The organism is Streptomyces sp. NPDC093795, assembly GCF_044764665.1.
GTDB lineage: Bacteria > Actinomycetota > Actinomycetes > Streptomycetales > Streptomycetaceae > Streptomyces.
In genome coordinates this window covers 115,290-131,742 of the sequence record NZ_JBIWIO010000001.1, presented here as the reverse complement: position 1 = coordinate 131,742, position 16,453 = coordinate 115,290, and the positions used below count along the sequence as shown (strand labels likewise).

General features: G+C 73.4%; 15 protein-coding genes. 6 read left to right on the top strand and 9 right to left on the bottom strand.

The window, feature by feature from the left end:
* Positions 1 to 89 precede the first annotated feature (89 nt).
* Positions 90 to 2,543, top strand: coding sequence for a hypothetical protein (locus tag ACIRB7_RS00615; protein WP_403590311.1), 2,454 nt, complete (start codon positions 90 to 92; stop codon positions 2,541 to 2,543).
* 80 nt (positions 2,544 to 2,623) lie between these two features.
* Here ACIRB7_RS00615 and ACIRB7_RS00610 read toward each other — a convergent pair whose 3' ends face one another.
* Positions 2,624 to 2,986 carry a DUF1304 domain-containing protein gene (locus ACIRB7_RS00610; RefSeq protein ID WP_403590308.1) on the bottom strand — a complete coding sequence of 121 codons (363 nt, stop codon included), beginning with the start codon at positions 2,984 to 2,986 and terminating at the stop codon, positions 2,624 to 2,626.
* A gap of 86 nt (positions 2,987 to 3,072) precedes the next feature.
* Positions 3,073 to 3,645, bottom strand: coding sequence for a TetR/AcrR family transcriptional regulator (locus ACIRB7_RS00605; protein ID WP_403590305.1), 573 nt, complete (start codon positions 3,643 to 3,645; stop codon positions 3,073 to 3,075).
* A gap of 107 nt (positions 3,646 to 3,752) precedes the next feature.
* On the opposite strand from ACIRB7_RS00605, the gene ACIRB7_RS00600 reads away from it, so the two are divergent.
* On the top strand, positions 3,753 to 4,634 hold the full coding sequence (locus tag ACIRB7_RS00600; protein WP_403590302.1) for an NAD(P)-dependent oxidoreductase: 882 nt from the start codon (positions 3,753 to 3,755) through the stop codon (positions 4,632 to 4,634).
* A gap of 49 nt (positions 4,635 to 4,683) precedes the next feature.
* Here ACIRB7_RS00600 and ACIRB7_RS00595 read toward each other — a convergent pair whose 3' ends face one another.
* From ACIRB7_RS00595 to ACIRB7_RS00580, 4 genes are all read right to left on the bottom strand, one after another.
* Entirely contained in the window at positions 4,684 to 6,261 is a 1,578-nt protein-coding gene (locus ACIRB7_RS00595) for a serine/threonine-protein kinase (RefSeq protein ID WP_403590299.1), read from the bottom strand.
* A complete protein-coding gene (locus ACIRB7_RS00590; protein WP_403590296.1) occupies positions 6,258 to 7,835 on the bottom strand; it encodes a serine/threonine-protein kinase in 1,578 nt (525 codons plus the stop codon). Before ACIRB7_RS00590 ends, ACIRB7_RS00595 begins: the two co-directional genes overlap by 4 nt.
* Before the next feature lie 100 nt (positions 7,836 to 7,935).
* The gene (locus tag ACIRB7_RS00585; protein WP_403590293.1) at positions 7,936 to 8,964 is read right to left on the bottom strand and encodes a tetratricopeptide repeat protein; all 1,029 of its coding nucleotides are present in this window, start codon (positions 8,962 to 8,964) and stop codon (positions 7,936 to 7,938) included.
* Positions 8,961 to 9,962: a GNAT family N-acetyltransferase gene (locus ACIRB7_RS00580; RefSeq protein WP_403590290.1), complete on the bottom strand. Its 1,002-nt coding sequence runs from the start codon at positions 9,960 to 9,962 to the stop codon at positions 8,961 to 8,963. The genes ACIRB7_RS00585 and ACIRB7_RS00580 overlap by 4 nt, the downstream gene beginning before the upstream one ends.
* Positions 9,963 to 10,074: 112 nt before the next feature.
* Between ACIRB7_RS00580 and fdxA the strand changes: the two genes are divergently transcribed.
* Positions 10,075 to 10,395 (top strand): ferredoxin, encoded by a 321-nt coding sequence (gene fdxA, locus ACIRB7_RS00575; protein WP_015035968.1) that lies wholly within the window; start codon positions 10,075 to 10,077, stop codon positions 10,393 to 10,395.
* Between the two features lie 108 nt (positions 10,396 to 10,503).
* The gene (locus ACIRB7_RS00570; protein WP_403590287.1) at positions 10,504 to 11,598 is read left to right on the top strand and encodes a bifunctional succinyldiaminopimelate transaminase/glutamate-prephenate aminotransferase; all 1,095 of its coding nucleotides are present in this window, start codon (positions 10,504 to 10,506) and stop codon (positions 11,596 to 11,598) included.
* Positions 11,599 to 11,719: 121 nt separating this feature from the next.
* On the opposite strand, the gene ACIRB7_RS00565 is transcribed toward ACIRB7_RS00570, so the two are convergent.
* Together ACIRB7_RS00565 and ACIRB7_RS00560 are read right to left on the bottom strand one after the other, a co-directional pair.
* Positions 11,720 to 12,178, bottom strand: a complete 459-nt coding sequence (locus ACIRB7_RS00565) for an ATP-binding protein (RefSeq protein WP_403590284.1) — start codon at positions 12,176 to 12,178, stop codon at positions 11,720 to 11,722.
* Positions 12,179 to 12,523: 345 nt separating this feature from the next.
* Positions 12,524 to 13,486: a hypothetical protein gene (locus tag ACIRB7_RS00560; RefSeq protein WP_403590282.1), complete on the bottom strand. Its 963-nt coding sequence runs from the start codon at positions 13,484 to 13,486 to the stop codon at positions 12,524 to 12,526.
* Between the two features lie 29 nt (positions 13,487 to 13,515).
* On the opposite strand from ACIRB7_RS00560, the gene dapE reads away from it, so the two are divergent.
* Both dapE and ACIRB7_RS00550 read left to right on the top strand, forming a co-directional pair.
* On the top strand, positions 13,516 to 14,619 hold the full coding sequence (gene dapE / locus ACIRB7_RS00555; protein WP_403590279.1) for a succinyl-diaminopimelate desuccinylase: 1,104 nt from the start codon (positions 13,516 to 13,518) through the stop codon (positions 14,617 to 14,619).
* 95 nt (positions 14,620 to 14,714) lie between these two features.
* Positions 14,715 to 15,464 (top strand): TIGR00730 family Rossman fold protein, encoded by a 750-nt coding sequence (locus ACIRB7_RS00550; RefSeq protein ID WP_073809088.1) that lies wholly within the window; start codon positions 14,715 to 14,717, stop codon positions 15,462 to 15,464.
* 43 nt (positions 15,465 to 15,507) lie between these two features.
* Here ACIRB7_RS00550 and folP read toward each other — a convergent pair whose 3' ends face one another.
* The gene (gene folP / locus ACIRB7_RS00545) at positions 15,508 to 16,368 is read right to left on the bottom strand and encodes a dihydropteroate synthase (RefSeq protein ID WP_403590276.1); all 861 of its coding nucleotides are present in this window, start codon (positions 16,366 to 16,368) and stop codon (positions 15,508 to 15,510) included.
* Positions 16,369 to 16,453 lie beyond the last annotated feature (85 nt).

Below are 16,453 nucleotides of genomic sequence, written 5' to 3'. Positions count from 1 at the left end.
GGCCAGTATGGTGGTGCGCGCCGCCGAACCGCCCGGGTTACACGAGCATCTGCAAGAGCGGGCGGTGGAGCCAACCGGGAGATCCTGCTTTGAGTCGTGAAACTGGTCGAGAGACTGACAGTTCGTCCTCCGGCGCCCAGGGGCGCGGTGGAGCCGCGTACCCCTCGGGTACACCGCCGTACGGATCCCGTCAGTATCCGTCGCTCCACCCCTCGCAGGACGCGCCGGAGGAGACCGCCGCCGCGTCCGGTCCGCCGGAGGAGCCCAAGACGGAGACGACGCTGACGACCCGGATCCGGATCAACATCCCGGGTTCGCGTCCGATCCCGCCGGTCGTCGTCCGCAAGACGGTCGAGTCGTCCACGCCGACGCCCGACCCGGCACCGGAGCCCGCGCCCGCCGTGGAGCGGCCGGCGCCGGAGCCGGTGGCGGCCGCCGAGCCGCCGCAGGCCGAGGAGGCGCCGAAGGCGAAGGAGCCGAGCGACTGGTTCGCCCCCCGCAAGGCGGCGCCCCAGGGCCCGGCCCCGGCGCCCGCGCTGCCGTCGGCGCCGACCCCGGCCCCGAAGCCCGCCCCCCTCGGCCAGGAAGCCCAGGGCACGGGCTTCGCGGGCTCCGCGACCTCGGGCGTCCCGACGGTGGGCAACACCCCGTCGAGCCGCCCGGTCACGGCACCCCACCCGACGGCCGGCAACCCGCTGTACGAGAGCGGCACGCCGGCCGGGGGGACACCGACGTACACCGGGACCCCGGCGGGGGGTACGCCGATGTACCCGGGGACGCCGGCGGGGGGGACGCCGAGGTATGACGGCACCCCTGCGGGGGGTACGCCGATGTACGACGGGACGCCGGGCTACGAGGGAACTCAGGGCGCCGGGAACCCGGGCTACGACGGGGCACAGGGCGTGGGGGCGCCGGGTCTTGGCGGCGCCCCGGGCGCCGGGCACCCCGGATACGGCGGCACCCCGGGCGCGGGCAGCCCCGGCTTCGACGGCACTCCCGCCGCCGGAACCCCCCTGTACAGCGGGACGCCGGCCGCCGGCACGCCCGCGTACCGGGGCCCCGGCGCGGCCGCGCCGACCGGCCCCACCACGGGCCCGGTCACCGGGACCGCCTCGCTCGGCGGCCCGGCGCAGGGCCAGGGCCAGGGCCCGGGGCAGGGCCGGGCGCAGGGCCCCGGCCAGCGACCCGGCCGCGAGTCTGGCCAGGGCCCCGGACAGCGGCCCGGTCAGGGCGGCGCGGGTTCCCCGTTCCCCGGCCCCGGTCAGGGCGGCGCGGGTTCCCCGTTCCCCGGCCCCGGTCAGGCCGGCGGAGGCTCGCCGTTCGCCGGCCCCGGCCAGGGCGGCGCCCCCCGCATGTCCGACGACACCGCGATCCTCACCCCGCAGCCCTCCGCGCCTGCCCCCGGCCCCGGACGCCCGGGCGCGCACGACGGCACCGGGCACGTCTCCGGGGACACGCTCACGAGCGGCATCCCCGTCGTCCCGCCGACGGCGGCCCGCCCGAACCCCACCCCCCGCGCCGAGGAGCGCACGGCCCCGACGTCGGCCCCCGCGCCCGCACCGCGGCAGGCGGCGGCCGGCCGCGCCCAGGTGAAGAAGGGCCGCTCCAAGCTGGTCCTCGTCGCCGCGGGGCTCTTCGGCCTCGGCGTCGTCGCGTACGGCGCCGGACTGCTCCTCAACCACTCCGACGTCCCCAAGGGCACCACGGTGCTCGGCGTGGACATCGGCGGCGGTACGAAGGAGGAGGGGGTCAACAAGCTGGACGCGGCCCTCGGGAAGCGCGCCGCCACCCCGCTCCAGCTCGACCTGGGCGGCAAGAAGGTCCAGCTGCCTCCGGAGAAGGCGGGCCTGGCGCTCGACAGCCAGGAGACCGTCCGCGCCGCAGCGGGCAGCGACTACAACCCCGTCTCGGTCATCGGCTCCCTCTTCGGCGGTGAGCGGGTCGCCAAGCCGGTCTTCCCGGTCGACGAGGAGAAGCTCGCCGTCGCCCTGCGCGACCTGGCCGGCACGTCCGCCTCGGCCACCGAGGGCACGATCCTGTTCGCGCCGAACAAGGTGACGCCCGTCGAGGGGAAGCCGGGCAAGGGCCTCGACCTCCAGCGCTCGATGATCTCCGTCCGGGACGCCTTCCGCGCCCAGGTGGAGACGGGCCAGAACCGGCTCGTGGAACTGCCGGTCACCACCCGCCGGCCCAGCATCACCAAGGCCGAGCTCGACCGGGCGATGAAGGACTTCGCCACCCCCGCCATGTCCGGCCTGATCAGGATCTACGCGGGCGGCAAGTACATCGACTTCGGCCCGGCGCGGTCCCTGCCGCAGATCCTCTCCATGAAGGCCGTCGACGGCCGTCTGGTCGAGGTCTACGACAAGAAGGCGATCGACCGGCTCCTCGACGGCGCCTTCGACGGGGTCATGATCACCAAGGGCGACGGCGCCAAGCATCAGGTCTCCGCCGACGACGTCGCGTACGTGATGCGTGACGCGCTGCGCGGCAAGACGAAGGCGGAGCGCACGAAGACGATCGACCTCAGCGGCGAGGGCTGACAGCCGCTGTCCCGGTCAACGAGCCCCCGCCCCTTCCAGGGACGGGGGCTCGTTCGCATCGAACTGCCCGAGCCGTGAGCTCAGTGGGAGACGAGGACGGCGGAGAGGGCGAGCGCCCCGGGCAGAGCCTGGGCGAAGAGGATGCGGCGGTTGGCGGTGGCGGCGCCGTAGATCCCGGCGATGACGACGCAGGACAGGAAGAAGACGCAGACGCGGAAGCCGGTGGGGTCGTCGGCGATGAGCCCCCAGACCAGGCCGGCGGCGAGGAAACCGTTGTAGAGGCCTTGGTTGGCGGCCATGGCGGCGGTGTCACGGGCCATCTCGGCGTCGAATCCGGAGAAGCGACGACCGATCCCCTTCTGCCAGAGAAACATCTCCATCACCAGGATGTAGGCGTGCAGCAGGGCGACGAGGGCGACGAGGATGTCCGCGGTCAGGGGCATGGGGGCATTCTGCCGCCGCGTCGGATGGGAGGGAACGCGACGCGAGGGGCGGAGGGCAACTCCGCCCTCCTCAAGGTGACCAGGCTCTAGACCTCGTACGAGCGCACGAGGCGGGCGAGTTGTCGGCCCGCTACCTGGAGGGGGTCCTCGCTGCGGGTGACCTGGGCGGTGACCTCGGCGCCTTCCAGGGTGGAGATGACGGTGCTCGCCAGTTCCCGGGCGGTCTCGGAGGGGAAGCCGCAGCGCAGCAGCTTGTCGTGGACGAGTTGCTCCCAGCTGCGCAGTGCGGCGGCGCATGCCTGCTGGATCTCCGAGTCGGTGCCGAGCGTCTCCAGGGCCGCCGCCGTGACCGGGCAGCCGTCGATCCAGCCCGACTCCCTCAGTTCGTCGGCGAGTTGCCGGGCGCAGGCCGCCACCGCCTCCGCCGGGTCGTCCTCACTGTCCAGTGCCTTCCGCAGGAGCGTCGCGAACTCCTCGGTGCTGAGCCTGATCGCGGCGACGGCGACGGCCTCCTTGCCGCCCGGGAAGAAGTGGTAGATGGAGCCGAGGGTGGCCTCCGCCTCCTGCGCGATCTGTTTGATTCCCGTGCCGACGTAGCCCTGCCGCTGCAGGAGACGTGAGGCGGCGACGACGATCCGGTCCCGAGTGCTGGTCTGCATGGGGCCACCGTATCGGCTCACTGGGTAGAGCGCTCGTTCTAGAGCTGTGCTACGTTCTCACCACGCACTAAGTAGAGCGTTCGTTTTAGCGAGGAGTGGGGATCTTCATGAGCAGCACCAAGCACTCGGTCACCGTCATCGGCCTCGGCCCCATGGGACAGGCCATGGCCGGCGCCTTCCTCGACCGCGGATACGCGGTCACCGTCTGGAACCGCACCGCGTCCCGCGCGGACGCCCTCGTCGCCCGGGGGGCCGTGCTCGCACCGAGCGTGAAGGAGGCCCTCGCCTCCAACGAGCTGGTGATCCTCAGCCTCACGGACTACGACGCCATGTACGCCACGCTCGAGCCCGCCGCGGCCGCCCTCACCGGCCGGGTCCTGGTGAACCTCAGTTCGGACACGCCGGAGAAGGCCCGGGCCGCGGCCCGTTGGGCCGCCGAGCGGGGCGCCGTCCAGCTGACCGGCGGCGTCACCGTGCCGCCCTCCGGGATCGGTCAGGCCGAATCGTCGACCTTCTACAGCGGCCCGCGTGACGTCTTCGAGCAGCACCGGCCCGCGCTCGAAGTCATCACGGGGCGGACCGACCACCGGGGAGAGGACCCCGGGCTCGCCGCGCTCATGTACCAGATCGGCATGGTCATGTTCTGGACCTCCATGCTGAGCTACTGGCAGGCCGTCGCCCTCGCCGACGCCAACGGCCTGAAGGCGGCGGACATCCTGCCGCACGCCGTGGAGACCGCGAACTCGCTGCCGGGGTTCTTCTCCTTCTACGCCGAGCGCATCGACGCCGGCCGGCACATCGGCGACGTGGACCGCCTCGCCATGGGGATGGCCAGCGTCGAGCACGTCCTGCACACCAACGCGGACGCGGGAGTCGACACCACGCTTCCGGCCGCCGTCGTCGAGCTCTTCCGGCGCGGCATGGACACCGGCCACGCCGCGGACAGCTTCTCCACGCTGGTGGAGTTGATGAAGAAGGCCGGGGCGTAACCGCGCCTGCCCGACGACGTGTCGGCCGCGCCGGGGCGGCACCTGCCGCTCAGGCGCGCGGCATCGCCTTCACCGCCGCCTCCGCGATGCCGACGGCCTCCTTCTCGCAGGTCTCGGCCGGGTGCTTCGCGCCTCCCAGGGAGGCGACCACGACCAGGTTCCCCTTGCGTACGTACAGGGTGCACGTCGTCTGCCAGCCGTTCGAAGTGTCCCAGAAGGCCTCGTCCGCGAAGGCGAGGCCGGTCTCCGGGCGTTCGCCCTTCGCGCCGCTCGCGAAGTCGCTCTTCTGGCGCTCCGTCGCGTTCTCGTCCGTGCGCGTGCTGCGGCGCAGTTCCCACCGGACCGTGGCGTGGGCGTCGGAGCTCCAGCCGTTCGACTGGTACGCGTCCTTGTCGTGCCACGCGCAGCTCGTGGACGCGTTGTCCGAGTACTCGGAGTACTGGTCCTGGTCCGCCCGCCGCTCCGGCAGCGGGAGCTTCGGTGCCACCTCCCCGCAGACCGGCATCGTGAGGTAGAGGTCCGGCGGCCCGGCGGCGACGCCGCCCCCTTCCCGTACGAACCACCAGGCCCCGGCACCGAGGACGCACAGGGTGACCGTGGCGGCGGCCAGTGCGACCCGGCCCCGCCGGCGGCGGGCGGGTGCGGCGGCGGCCAGTCGGGTGGCCACGGCCGTCGGGGCGGCGGGGCCTGTGCCGGGCGGTACGACCACCGTGCGTTCGGGGTCGTCGTCGCCCCGCGTGAGGAGGTGATCGACGGCCCGCTGCTGGTCGGCGACCATCGCGTGGACGGCGGGCGGCCACTGCCGGGCCGCGGGAGCCGCCGGGCCGAGCGCCGCGAGCAGCTGCGCCGGGGTCGGCCGGGCCGCCGGGTCCTTGGCCAGGCACCACGTCAGGAGGCCGCGCAGCGCCGGTGGTACGGCGTCGAGGGCGGGTTCGGTGTGGACGACGTTGTAGAGGTACTGGAGGGTCGAAGGACCCGCGAACGGGCTCGTGCCGGTCGCCGCGAGGGCCAGTACCGACCCGAGCGAGAACACGTCGCTCGCGGGGGTGAGTTCCTTCCCCTCCGCCTGCTCGGGCGACATGAACGCCGGTGAGCCGACCACCAGGCCCGTCCCGGTCAGCTCGGTCACGTCCCCGCCCTCGGCCGCCCGCGCGATGCCGAAGTCGATGACGCGGGCCCCGTCCTCCGACAACAGGACGTTCTCCGGCTTCAGGTCGCGGTGGATGAGCCCCGCCCGGTGGATCTCGTGCAGGGCGGTGGCCAGCTGCACGGCCAGCCGCCGTACCGTCTCGACGGGCAGGGTGCCGGACCGTTCCACCGCCGACCCCAGTGAGGGACCGGCGACGAACACGGAGGCGAGCCACGGCGTGGGCGCGTCCGCGTCGGCGGCCATCACGGCCGCCGTACAGGCCCCGGACACCCTCCGGGAGGCCTCGACCTCACGCCGGAACCGGGCGCGGAAGCCCTCGTCGGCGGCGAGCCGGGCGTGCACCTGCTTCACGGCGGCGAGCCGGCCGTCGGGCGCGGCCCCGAGGAAGACACGGCCCATGCCGCCGCGCCCGAGTTCGGCGAGCAGCCGGTACGGGCCGGCCTCGCGCGGGTCGGAGGGTCCGAGGGGCCGTGTCATCGGGCGTCCTTCGACTTCAGTGCGGCGACGACCTTCATGGCCTGCCTCCCGAGGTCCTCGGTCAGGGCCTCACACGTCCCCAGCGGGTAGCGGGGGCCCTTCACCTGGACGAACAGCTCCATGTTCACGTCCCGCCCGTACAGCACGCAGGTGCCGTCGGGTTGGTACCAGAGCGACTCCTCCACGAAGTCGAGCGTGGTGCCACGGTGGGTCTTGCCCCGCATGTACATGCCCTCGTAGTGCTCCTTCGACAGTTCCGCGCCGGTGGGGCCGCCGGTCTGGCTGAGGTAACGGCTCCAGATGATGGTGATCTCGTCACCGGAGCGGGTGTGCCAGACGCACTGGTTGTTCTGCCCGCGGTCGCTGGTGTGCGGAGGGCCACCGTCCTCGTACGGCCACGTCGTGAACCCGGCGGGCAGCTTCAGCCCCGTGCCCGCCTTCGCGCAGGACGGCAGCGTGCCCGTGTACGCGTCCGCCACCTGGCTCAGCGGCACGTTCCCCGGCGTCGGTACGGGCTCGTCGACGATCATGTAGAACACGTCATCCGCCCAGCCCGTCGCCGCCCCCGCCGCCCCGGTGACCGCGAGGACCCCCGCGGTGACGGCGGCGACCGTCCAGCGCCGGCGGCCCCGGCTCCGTACCGGGGGGAGGGGAGCGGGGGCGGTCGGCGGGACGGGCGCGGCCGTCGGTACCGCGCTCACCAGCCGGTCGATCTCCGCCCGCTGCTCCGCGATCCGCCGGTGCACGCCCTCCGGCCAGGGTCGCGCCGACGGCGTGACCGGGCCGACGAGGGCGAGCAGCTCCCGCGGGGTGGGACGCCCCGCCGGGTCCTTGGCGAGGCAGGCCGTGAGGAGGCCGCGCAGGCCGGGCGGTACGGCGTCGAGGTCGGGTTCCTCGTGGGCGATGCTGTACATCAGGGCGGGGGCGGAGGTACCGGCGAACGGCGTCTTCCCCGTACAGGCCACGGCCAGGGTGGCGCCGAGCGCGAAGACGTCGGCGGCGGGGCCCGGGGTCTCGCCCCGGATCTGCTCGGGTGCCATGAAGGCGGGGGAGCCGATGAGCGCGCCGGTGTGCGTCAGCTTCGTCAGCTGGTCCCCGGCCCGGGCGATGCCGAAGTCGATGACACGGACGCCGTCGTCGGTGAGCATCACGTTGGACGGCTTCAGATCCCGGTGTACGAGGCCCACCCGGTGGATGTCGGCCAGCGCCTGGGCGAGCCCGGCGGCCACCTGTCGTACCGGCTCCTCGGGCAGGACGCCCGCCGCGAGCACGTCGCTCAGGGGGAGCCCCGGCAGGAAGAGCGAGGCCAGCCAGGGTGTCGCCGCGTCCGGGTCTGCGTCGACGACGGGCGCCGTGTAGGCGCCGGAGACCCGGCGCGAGGCGTCGACCTCCCGTCGGAACCGGGACCGGAAGCCCTCGTCGTCGGCGAGGTCGGCGTGCACCTGCTTGACGGCGACGAGCCGTCCGTCGGCGGCCACGCCGAGCAGGACCCGGCCCATCCCGCCCTGCCCCAGTACCGCGACCGTACGGAACGGCCCGACCTGTGACGGCTCGTTCGGCGTCCATGGACGCATGTGATCATCCTCCCCCGTGAATGCGGAAGGGATCCTAATCGTGGTGGGCGTCCGTCAGTCGCGATGCGGCACGTGATCCGCAAGACACCCGCGGGCGCCGTCAGTTCAGTCGCGCCCGTGCCGCCTGCGCCCGGCGGCGGATCGTCGTCGCCGACTCCGGGTCCACCGCCTCCATCACCCGCGCGTACGCCTCCATCTCGGCCGCTCCTATCAGGAACTCGCCGCGCTGGACGAGCAGCTCGGCGCGCTCGTAGCGGAGTCTGGCCGGGTGGGAGGGGAGCAGCAGGGAGAGTTCCACCGCCCACAGGGCCACGTCGGAGCGCTCCGGGCGGGGGGCCGCCCAGGCGCGGATGTTGTTGAGGACGCGCAGCACGATCGCGCCGGGTTCGGCAGGGCGGAGCATCGAGCGGTCGAGGGCCTCGCCCGTCGCGCTCGCCACCAGGAGTTCGGCGTCCGCGCCGGTCATGGCCCGCCCGCCGGCGAAGGGGTCCGCGAGGTTCAGGTCGGCCGGGTCCCCGAAGCCCACGACGAAGTGACCGGGGAGCCCGAGGCCGTACACGGGCGCGCCGGCCCGGCGGGCGACCTCCATCCAAACGACGGAGAGCAGGATGGGCAGGCCACGGCGGCGCCGCAGCACCTCGTGGAGGAGCGAGGACTCCAGGCGCTGGTAGTCGGCGGGGACGCCCTCGAAGCCCTCGTGGCGGCCGAGGAGCGCGGCGAGTTCGCCGGCCCAGTCGCCGGTGATCCGGGTCGCGTACGGGAGGAGCCCGGCGAGGCGGTCGAGTTCGATCTCTGCCTGGTCGAGGTCGTGCCGGGTGACGGTGGGGTCGGCGACCGCCCCGATGAGGAGACAGAGCCGGGCGAGGTCGGGCCGTTCCGTCCGGGCCTCCTCCGCGAACTCCCGCCGCCAGTCGACCGTCTCGCCCGAGCCGCCTGCCGCGCCCGAGCTGCCCGATCCGCCTGCCGCGCCCGATCCGGTCGACCCGCCTGCCGCGCCCGAGCTGCCCGGTCCGCCTGCCGCGCCCGATCCGGTCGACCCGCCTGCCGCGCCCGAGCCGCCCGGTCCGTCCGACCCGCCCGGTCCGTCCGCATCGCCGTCCCGCGCGTCCGGTGGTTCCTCGTCCGTCACGCCTCCGCCCATCGGTAGTGGTGGTAGTGGTGGTGGGGCGCGAAGCCCATGCCGTCGTACAGCGCCCGCGCGCCGTCGTTGTCGGCCTCCACCTGGAGCCAGGCCGCCGACGCGCCCTCGTCGAGGGCCTGTCGGGCCAGCGCCGTCATGACGGACGTCGCCAGGCCACGGCGCCGTCGGTCCGGGTCGACCTCGACGGCCATGAAGCCGGCCCAGCGTCCGTCGACGACGCACCGCCCGATCGCCGCCGGTACCTCTTCCGTGCCCGCCATGGACGCGAACCACACACTCGGTCCCGAGCCGAGCACGGGTCGTACCGCCGGGCTCGGCCGGCCGAAGCGCTGGTAGCGGCGAAGCCACGGCTCGTCGACGGTGCGGGAGAGGCGTACGGCGGAGATGTCGGCGTCCAGGTCGCCGATCGGGGCGAGCGCCCCGATCCGTACCTCCGCGGAGACCTCGCGCCGCCAGCCGTGCCGGTCGAGCGCGGCGCAGAGCAGCTCCTGGGTGCCTTCGGCGCCGGTCGCGGTCTGTACGTACGCGGGGAGCCCCCGGGCCGCGTACCACGCGCGTACGTGGGCGAGCGCGTCGGCGATCGGGAGTCCCGGATCACCGAGCGGGAGGGCGGAGTTGGCCCGCCGGGTGAAGCCGTCGGCGGCCCGCAGGGTCCATTCGCCGAGGGCTTCGCTCTCGGTCGGCTGCCACGCGCGCGCGGTGGCCCGCGCCAGCTCGTGGAAGGTGGCGGAGGGGCCGCGGCGGCGGGCCGGGGCGGCGGGGACGACCTTGCCCGCGACCAGCGTCGAGTCCGGGATCCGGACGCTCTCGCCGCTCTTTCGTGTGATCAGCAGCACAGCTTCGTCCCATGATGTGAGAACTCCGACCGCGTCGGTGAACCTCCCACCCGCCGACGGTGACTCCGTCACGTACCGAACGGAGACACGTTTTCCCACGTCAGCGCTGGTGATCCGGACCTCAAGCCGCCCTCCGCCGGTGAATTCCACAGCTTCTCCGCCCCTCCTGTTCGGATCGCCCCCAAGAACGGAGATACTAGGTGCGGGCATCGACGACGCCGCGCTCCCGCGCAGACCAGCCCTATCGAGGAGGAACGACAGCGTGACCTACGTCATCGCGCAGCCTTGTGTCGACGTGAAGGACAAGGCGTGCATCGAGGAGTGCCCCGTCGACTGCATCTACGAGGGCAAGCGGTCCTTGTACATCCACCCGGACGAATGCGTCGACTGCGGGGCCTGTGAGCCGGTCTGCCCGGTCGAGGCGATCTTCTACGAGGACGACACCCCGGAGGAGTGGAAGGACTACTACAAGGCGAACGTCGAGTTCTTCGACGAGCTCGGCTCGCCCGGTGGTGCCTCCAAGCTCGGCGAGATCGAGCGTGACCACCCCTTCATCGCCGCCCTGCCGCCGCAGAACGGCTGATCGACCGCTTCAGGTCGTATCCGGTCCCGTACGGCGTCGGCCGCCGTGCGGGACCGAGGCGTTTCCCGACGCCTCTCCCCAGTTCGTACGAGGAAGTGAGAGCCACCCGTGAGCGCAGTCTCTTCGCGCCTGCCCGTCTTCCCCTGGGACAAGCTGGAGCCGTACAAGAAGACGGCCCTCGCGCACCCGGACGGAATCGTGGACCTCTCGGTCGGCACGCCCGTCGACCCGGTCCCCGCGCTGATCCAGGAGGCCCTGGTCGCGGCGGCGGACTCGCCGGGCTATCCCACGGTGTGGGGGACGAAGGAGCTGCGGGACGCGCTCACCGGCTGGTGCGAGCGGCGGCTCGGCGCGGTGGGCTTCGCCCACGAGAACGTGCTGCCGGTGGTGGGCTCCAAGGAGCTGGTGGCGTGGCTGCCGACGCAGCTGGGGCTCGGCGCGGGTGACGTGGTCGCGTACCCGCGCCTCGCGTACCCGACGTACGAGGTAGGGGCGCGGCTCTGCGGCGCGACCCCCGTCGTGTACGACGACCCCACTCAGCTGGACCCGGCCGGGCTCAAGCTGCTCTGGCTCAACTCCCCGTCGAACCCGACCGGCAAGGTCCTGGGCAAGGACGAGCTGACCCGGATCGTGGCGTGGGCGCGGGAGCACGGTGTCCTCGTCTTCTCCGACGAGTGCTACCTGGAGCTGGGCTGGGAGGCCGACCCGGTCTCGGTGCTGCACCCGGATGTCTGCGGTGGTTCGTACGAGGGGATCGTCGCCGTCCACTCGCTGTCCAAGCGCTCCAACCTGGCGGGCTACCGGGCCGCGTTCGTCGCCGGCGACGAGGCCGTGCTCGGTGAGCTGCTCCAGATCCGCAAGCACGGCGGCATGATGACGGCGGCGCCGGTCCAGGCGGCGACGGTGGCGGCGCTCGGTGACGACGCGCACGTGGCCGAGCAGCGGGAGCGGTACGCGGCCCGGCGGGCGGCGCTGCGGGCGGCCCTGGAGGCGCACGGCTTCCGGATCGAGCACAGCGAGGCGAGCCTGTACCTGTGGGCGACCCGGGACGAGCCGTGCTGGGAGACCGTGGCGTACCTGGCGGAGAAGGGCGTCCTGGTGGCGCCCGGCGACTTCTACGGCGAGGCGGGGGAGCGGTTCGTGCGGGTGGCGTTCACGGCCACGGACGAGCGCGTCGAGGCGGCGGTCAAGCGGCTCGGCTGACGGCCGGCCCGGAACAGGACGGAGGGCCCGGGGAGCAGCTGCTCCCCGGGCCCTCCGTCGTGCGGCGCTGCGGTGGTGCGTGCAGTGCGTGTGGTGCCTGCGATGCGTGTGGTGCGTGCGATCAGCCGATCGGCAGGCCGCCCAGCGTCTGGCCGGTCGGCAGGTCGCCGAGGCCGCCGCCCAGGGCGCCGTGGGTCGGGGCCTCGGCGCTCTCGGTCGCGGCGCCAGCGGTCTCGCCGACGACCTCGCCCGCGCTGCCGGCGGTCTCGCCGGCGAGCTCCTGGGCGGCCGGGGTGGCGGTCTTGCCCGCCGAGCCGACGGTCTTGCCGGCGGCGGGGACGGCCGTGCCGACGGCCTGGCTGCCGGTGGCGCCGACGACGCCGGTGGCGGCCTGCGAGGTGCTGTCGACGGCGGTGCCCGCACCGGCGGCGTCCAGGGCGGTGACGCCGCTGAGGGCCCCGGTCGGCGCGAGGCTGTGGTCCAGGGCGCTCGCGGAGCCGGCCGCACCGACCACGGGGGCTGCTCCGGCCGCGATGAGGAGGGCGGCGCGGGCGATCCGACGGGTCAGGGGGAGGGACATGGTGCTCCTTCGACGAGGTGCGAGGGGTTCGTTCGGACGCAGTGACAACCGGCCCTGGGGCGGGAGAGGTTGCGGCAGTCGAAGGTAAAGAGTTGGTAATGCGTCGTATTGTCGGGTGGGGAGGAAAACGGACGAAGTCGTCATTGCGTAGACGCCTGCCGAACCGTCACTTCCCTTGTCCCGCAAGGGGATGGGGAGGGTGGGGCGCAGGGCGTGAAAAGCGGCTCGGAACGGTGGTGAATTTCTCCGGGCGCGAACCCGGCCCGTCCCACCGCCGAGTGAACGACCGTACGGGTGACCGGCTACGTGCGAGCCGTATTCGGCTACCGTGCGGGCCGTACGCGGCTACCTCGCGAGCCGTATCCGGACGGTCTCGCCGCTCCCGGCGGCCGCCCCCGGGGACGCCGACCAGCCACCGGCGGCCTCGCCGGCCCGCCACACCCGGCCCCCGTACGTGACCTCCGTGATGCGCAGCGCGTCCGCCCGCGCCACCGCCCACTGCGCCAGCTCCCAGCCGCGCCGCTCGTCCGCGCCGTCCGTGCCGTCGGCGCCGCGCGCCGCCTCCGCCGTCCCCGCCGCGGTCCGTACCGGCACCACGAGGACCGGCGGCTCCGTCGCCGACCGGCCCGCGCTCGGACCGCCCGTGACCGCCTGGGGCGCCGCCTTCTCGCCGAAGGCCCGCACCAGCTCCGTACGCACGAGCTCCGGATCGCCCGGCCGGCCCTCCGTCTCGTTCGCCGTACACGTCAGCGCCGCCGGCGCCCGGCCCGTCAGCGCCGCCGCGAGTAGCGTGGCGTCCGGCTCGTGCTTCGCGTACGCCTGCGGGAAGCCGCTCTTCTGCACCTTCTGCGCCGCCACCGTCAGCGGCAGCCGCGAGTACCCCCGGACCTTCTCCAGGCCCTCGTAGAACTTCCCCGCCGAGTACACCGGGTCCATGATCTGCGCCGGCGTCCCCCAGCCCATCGACGGCCGCTGCTGGAACAGGCCGAGCGAGTCCCGGTCGCCGTGCTCGATGTTCCGCAGCGCCGACTCCTGGAGCGCGGTCGCGAGCGCGATCGTCACCGCCCGCTCCGGCAGCCCCCTGGTGGTGCCCACGGCCGAGATCGTCGCCGCGTTCGACGCCTGCTCGGGCGTGAACTCGTACCGGTTCTCGCCACTGCCCACACTGCACCGTGGCGTGCCCTTGCTCCCGGTCATCTGGTGCACGGCCACGTACGAGGCGAGGCCGAGGAGCACGGCGAAGGCGGCCGCGGAACGGGCGAGGCGGCCGCGACGGGCGGGGCGGATGGGCTCGGACACGGGGCCCACCGTACTGGAGGCCGCGTTAGGGTCGGCACATGGCTGACATCACCCCGCTCGACACGCCCCTCGACCTGTCCCAGGACGGGGCCGCGCTCACCGCCGCCCTCGTCGACTTCCCGTCCGTCAGCGGGACCGAGCAGCCGCTCGCGGACGCCATCGAGCAGGCACTGCGCCTCCTGCCGCACCTCACCGTCGACCGGTACGGCAACAACGTCGTCGCCCGCACCCGCCTCGGCCGCGGCGAGCGAGTCGTCCTCGCCGGCCACATCGACACCGTGCCGATCGCCGACAACGTGCCCTCCCGGCTCGACGAGGACGGCATCCTGTGGGGCTGCGGCACCTCCGACATGAAGTCCGGGGTCGCCGTCCAGCTGCGGATCGCCGCCACCGTCCCCGCGCCCAACCGCGACCTCACCTTCGTCTTCTACGACAACGAGGAGGTCGCCGCCGACCTCAACGGCCTCGGGAAGATCGCCGCCGCGCACCCCGACTGGCTGGAAGGCGACTTCGCCGTCCTCCTGGAGCCCTCCGACGGTCAGGTCGAGGGCGGCTGCCAGGGCACCCTGCGCGTCATCCTGCACACCGCGGGCGAGCGCGCCCACTCCGCGCGCTCCTGGATGGGCTCCAACGCCATCCACACCGCCGCCCCGATCCTCGCCCGCCTCGCCTCGTACGAGCCGCGCAAGCCGGTCATCGACGGCCTGGAGTACCACGAGGGCCTCAACGCCGTGGCGATCCAGGGCGGCGTCGCCACCAACGTCATCCCCGACGCCTGCACGGTCACCGTCAACTACCGGTACGCGCCCGACCGCTCGCCCGCCGAGGCCCTGGCCCACGTCCGCGAGGTCTTCGCCGACTGCGACATCGCCGAGTTCGTCGTCGACGACGAGAGCCCCGGCGCCCTGCCCGGCCTCTCCCACCCGGCCGCCGAGGCCTTCATGAAGGCCGTCGGCGGCAGCGCCCAGCCCAAGTTCGGCTGGACCGACGTCTCCCGCTTCAGCGCCCTCGGCGTGCCCGCCGTCAACTACGGGCCCGGCGACCCGATCTACGCGCACAAGCGGGACGAGCACGTTCCCGTCGACCGGATCCACCACTGCGAGGCCAGGCTCCGCGACTGGCTGACTGCCCGACTTCCGTAATTTCGCGTTTCGTCACCTCTGTGGTCCTACGCTGACCGGACCAGAAGATCAGTTGGCGGTCGAAGTGGACCGCCGATCGGCGGAGGGAGCAGGCCATGGGCATTCCCGAGGGAATGGCGAAGCCCGAGGAACAGCGACTCGGTCCGGTGCTCAGGCGGCGGGACCAGATCCAGCCGGGCACCACGGACCAGCGGCTGCTCGACACCGAGGGCGACTCGGAGTGGGTGCACACCGACCCCTGGCGCGTCATGCGCATCCAGTCCGAGTTCGTGGAGGGCTTCGGCGCCCTCGCCGAACTGCCGAGCGCGATCAGCGTCTTCGGCTCGGCCCGCACGAAGCCGGACTCGCCCGAGTACGAGGCGGGCGTACGGATCGGCCGGGCGCTCGTCGAGGCCGGCTTCGCGGTCATCACGGGCGGCGGCCCGGGCGCCATGGAGGCGGCCAACAAGGGGGCCAGGGAGGCCAAGGGCGTCTCGGTGGGCCTCGGCATCGAGCTCCCCTTCGAGCAGGGGCTCAACCCGCACGTCGACATCGGCGTGAACTTCCGCTACTTCTTCGTCCGCAAGACGATGTTCGTGAAGTACGCGCAGGGCTTCGTCGTCCTGCCCGGCGGACTCGGCACCCTCGACGAGCTCTTCGAGGCGCTGACCCTGGTCCAGACCCGCAAGGTCACCCGCTTCCCGATCGTCCTCTTCGGCACGGAGTACTGGAAGGGCCTCGTCGACTGGCTCCGCGACTCGGTCGTAGCAGGCGGCAAGGCCTCGGAACGCGACCTCCTCCTCTTCCACGTCACGGACGACGTGGAGGAAGCGGTCACGCTGGTGACGAAGGAAACGGGGAAGTAGGCCCCCCAGGGGGCGCCGTGTCCCGGCGCCCCCTGGCGCCGCTCTACGCCAGCCCGCGCCGCGCGACCGCCGGCGGCCGGTGCCCGGCGATGGACGCCACCATGTCAAGCACCTGCCGCGTCTCGGCCACCTCGTGCACCCGGTACACCCGAGCCCCCAGCCACGCGCTGACCGCCGTCGTCGCCAGAGTCCCCAGCACCCGCTCCTTCACCGGCCGATCCAACGTCTCCCCGACGAAGTCCTTGTTCGACAGGGACACGAGCACCGGCCACCCCGTCTCCGTCATCTCCCCGAGCCGCCGGGTCGCCTCCAGGCTGTGCCGGGTGTTCTTCCCGAAGTCGTGCCCCGGGTCGATCATGATCCCGTCCCGCCGCACCCCGAGCGCCACCGCCCGCTCCGCGAGCCCCACCGTCACCCGCAGGATGTCCGCCATCACGTCCTCGTACGCGACCCGGTGCGGCCGCGTCCGCGGCTCGGCTCCACCCGCGTGCGTGCACACGAGCCCCGCGCCGTACTTGGCGGCCACCTCGGCGAGCCCGGGGTCGACCCCGCCCCAGGCGTCGTTCAGGACGTCCGCCCCGGCCTCGCACACCGCCGCGCCGACATCCGCCCGCCAGGTGTCCACGCTGATGACCACGTCGGGATGGCGCCTGCGGACCTCGGCGACGAAACCGACCGTGCGCCGCGCCTCCTCCTCGGCCGTCACCTCCTCGCCGGGGCCCGCCTTCACCCCGCCGATGTCGATGATCGCCGCCCCCTCGGCCACGGCCTGCTCGACCCGGGCGAGCGCCGGCTCGTCCCGGAAGGTCGCGCCCTGGTCGTAGAAGGAGTCCGGGGTCCGGTTCACGATCGCCATGATCACCGGCTCGTGCGGCCCGAATTCACGCCGTCCCAAGCGCAGCATCCCTTTTGTCCTCCCTCGTGTCCGTTCGCCTGCGACCCTAGCTGTCAGTGGCGCATGGCACGATCGGCACGGGACGATTTCCACT

Excerpts from the sequence above, each read along its gene's own strand:
- ACIRB7_RS00610 (WP_403590308.1), bottom strand. The coding sequence starts at position 2,986 with ATGCCCCTGACCGCGGACATCCTCGTCGCCCTCGTCGCCCTGCTGCAC.
- ACIRB7_RS00605 (WP_403590305.1), bottom strand. The coding sequence starts at position 3,645 with ATGCAGACCAGCACTCGGGACCGGATCGTCGTCGCCGCCTCACGTCTC.
- ACIRB7_RS00600 (WP_403590302.1), top strand. The coding sequence starts at position 3,753 with ATGAGCAGCACCAAGCACTCGGTCACCGTCATCGGCCTCGGCCCCATG.
- ACIRB7_RS00595 (WP_403590299.1), bottom strand. The coding sequence starts at position 6,261 with ATGACACGGCCCCTCGGACCCTCCGACCCGCGCGAGGCCGGCCCGTAC.
- ACIRB7_RS00590 (WP_403590296.1), bottom strand. The coding sequence starts at position 7,835 with ATGCGTCCATGGACGCCGAACGAGCCGTCACAGGTCGGGCCGTTCCGT.
- ACIRB7_RS00565 (WP_403590284.1), bottom strand. The coding sequence starts at position 12,178 with ATGTCCCTCCCCCTGACCCGTCGGATCGCCCGCGCCGCCCTCCTCATC.
- dapE (WP_403590279.1), top strand. The coding sequence starts at position 13,516 with ATGGCTGACATCACCCCGCTCGACACGCCCCTCGACCTGTCCCAGGAC.
- ACIRB7_RS00550 (WP_073809088.1), top strand. The coding sequence starts at position 14,715 with ATGGGCATTCCCGAGGGAATGGCGAAGCCCGAGGAACAGCGACTCGGT.
- folP (WP_403590276.1), bottom strand. The coding sequence starts at position 16,368 with ATGCTGCGCTTGGGACGGCGTGAATTCGGGCCGCACGAGCCGGTGATC.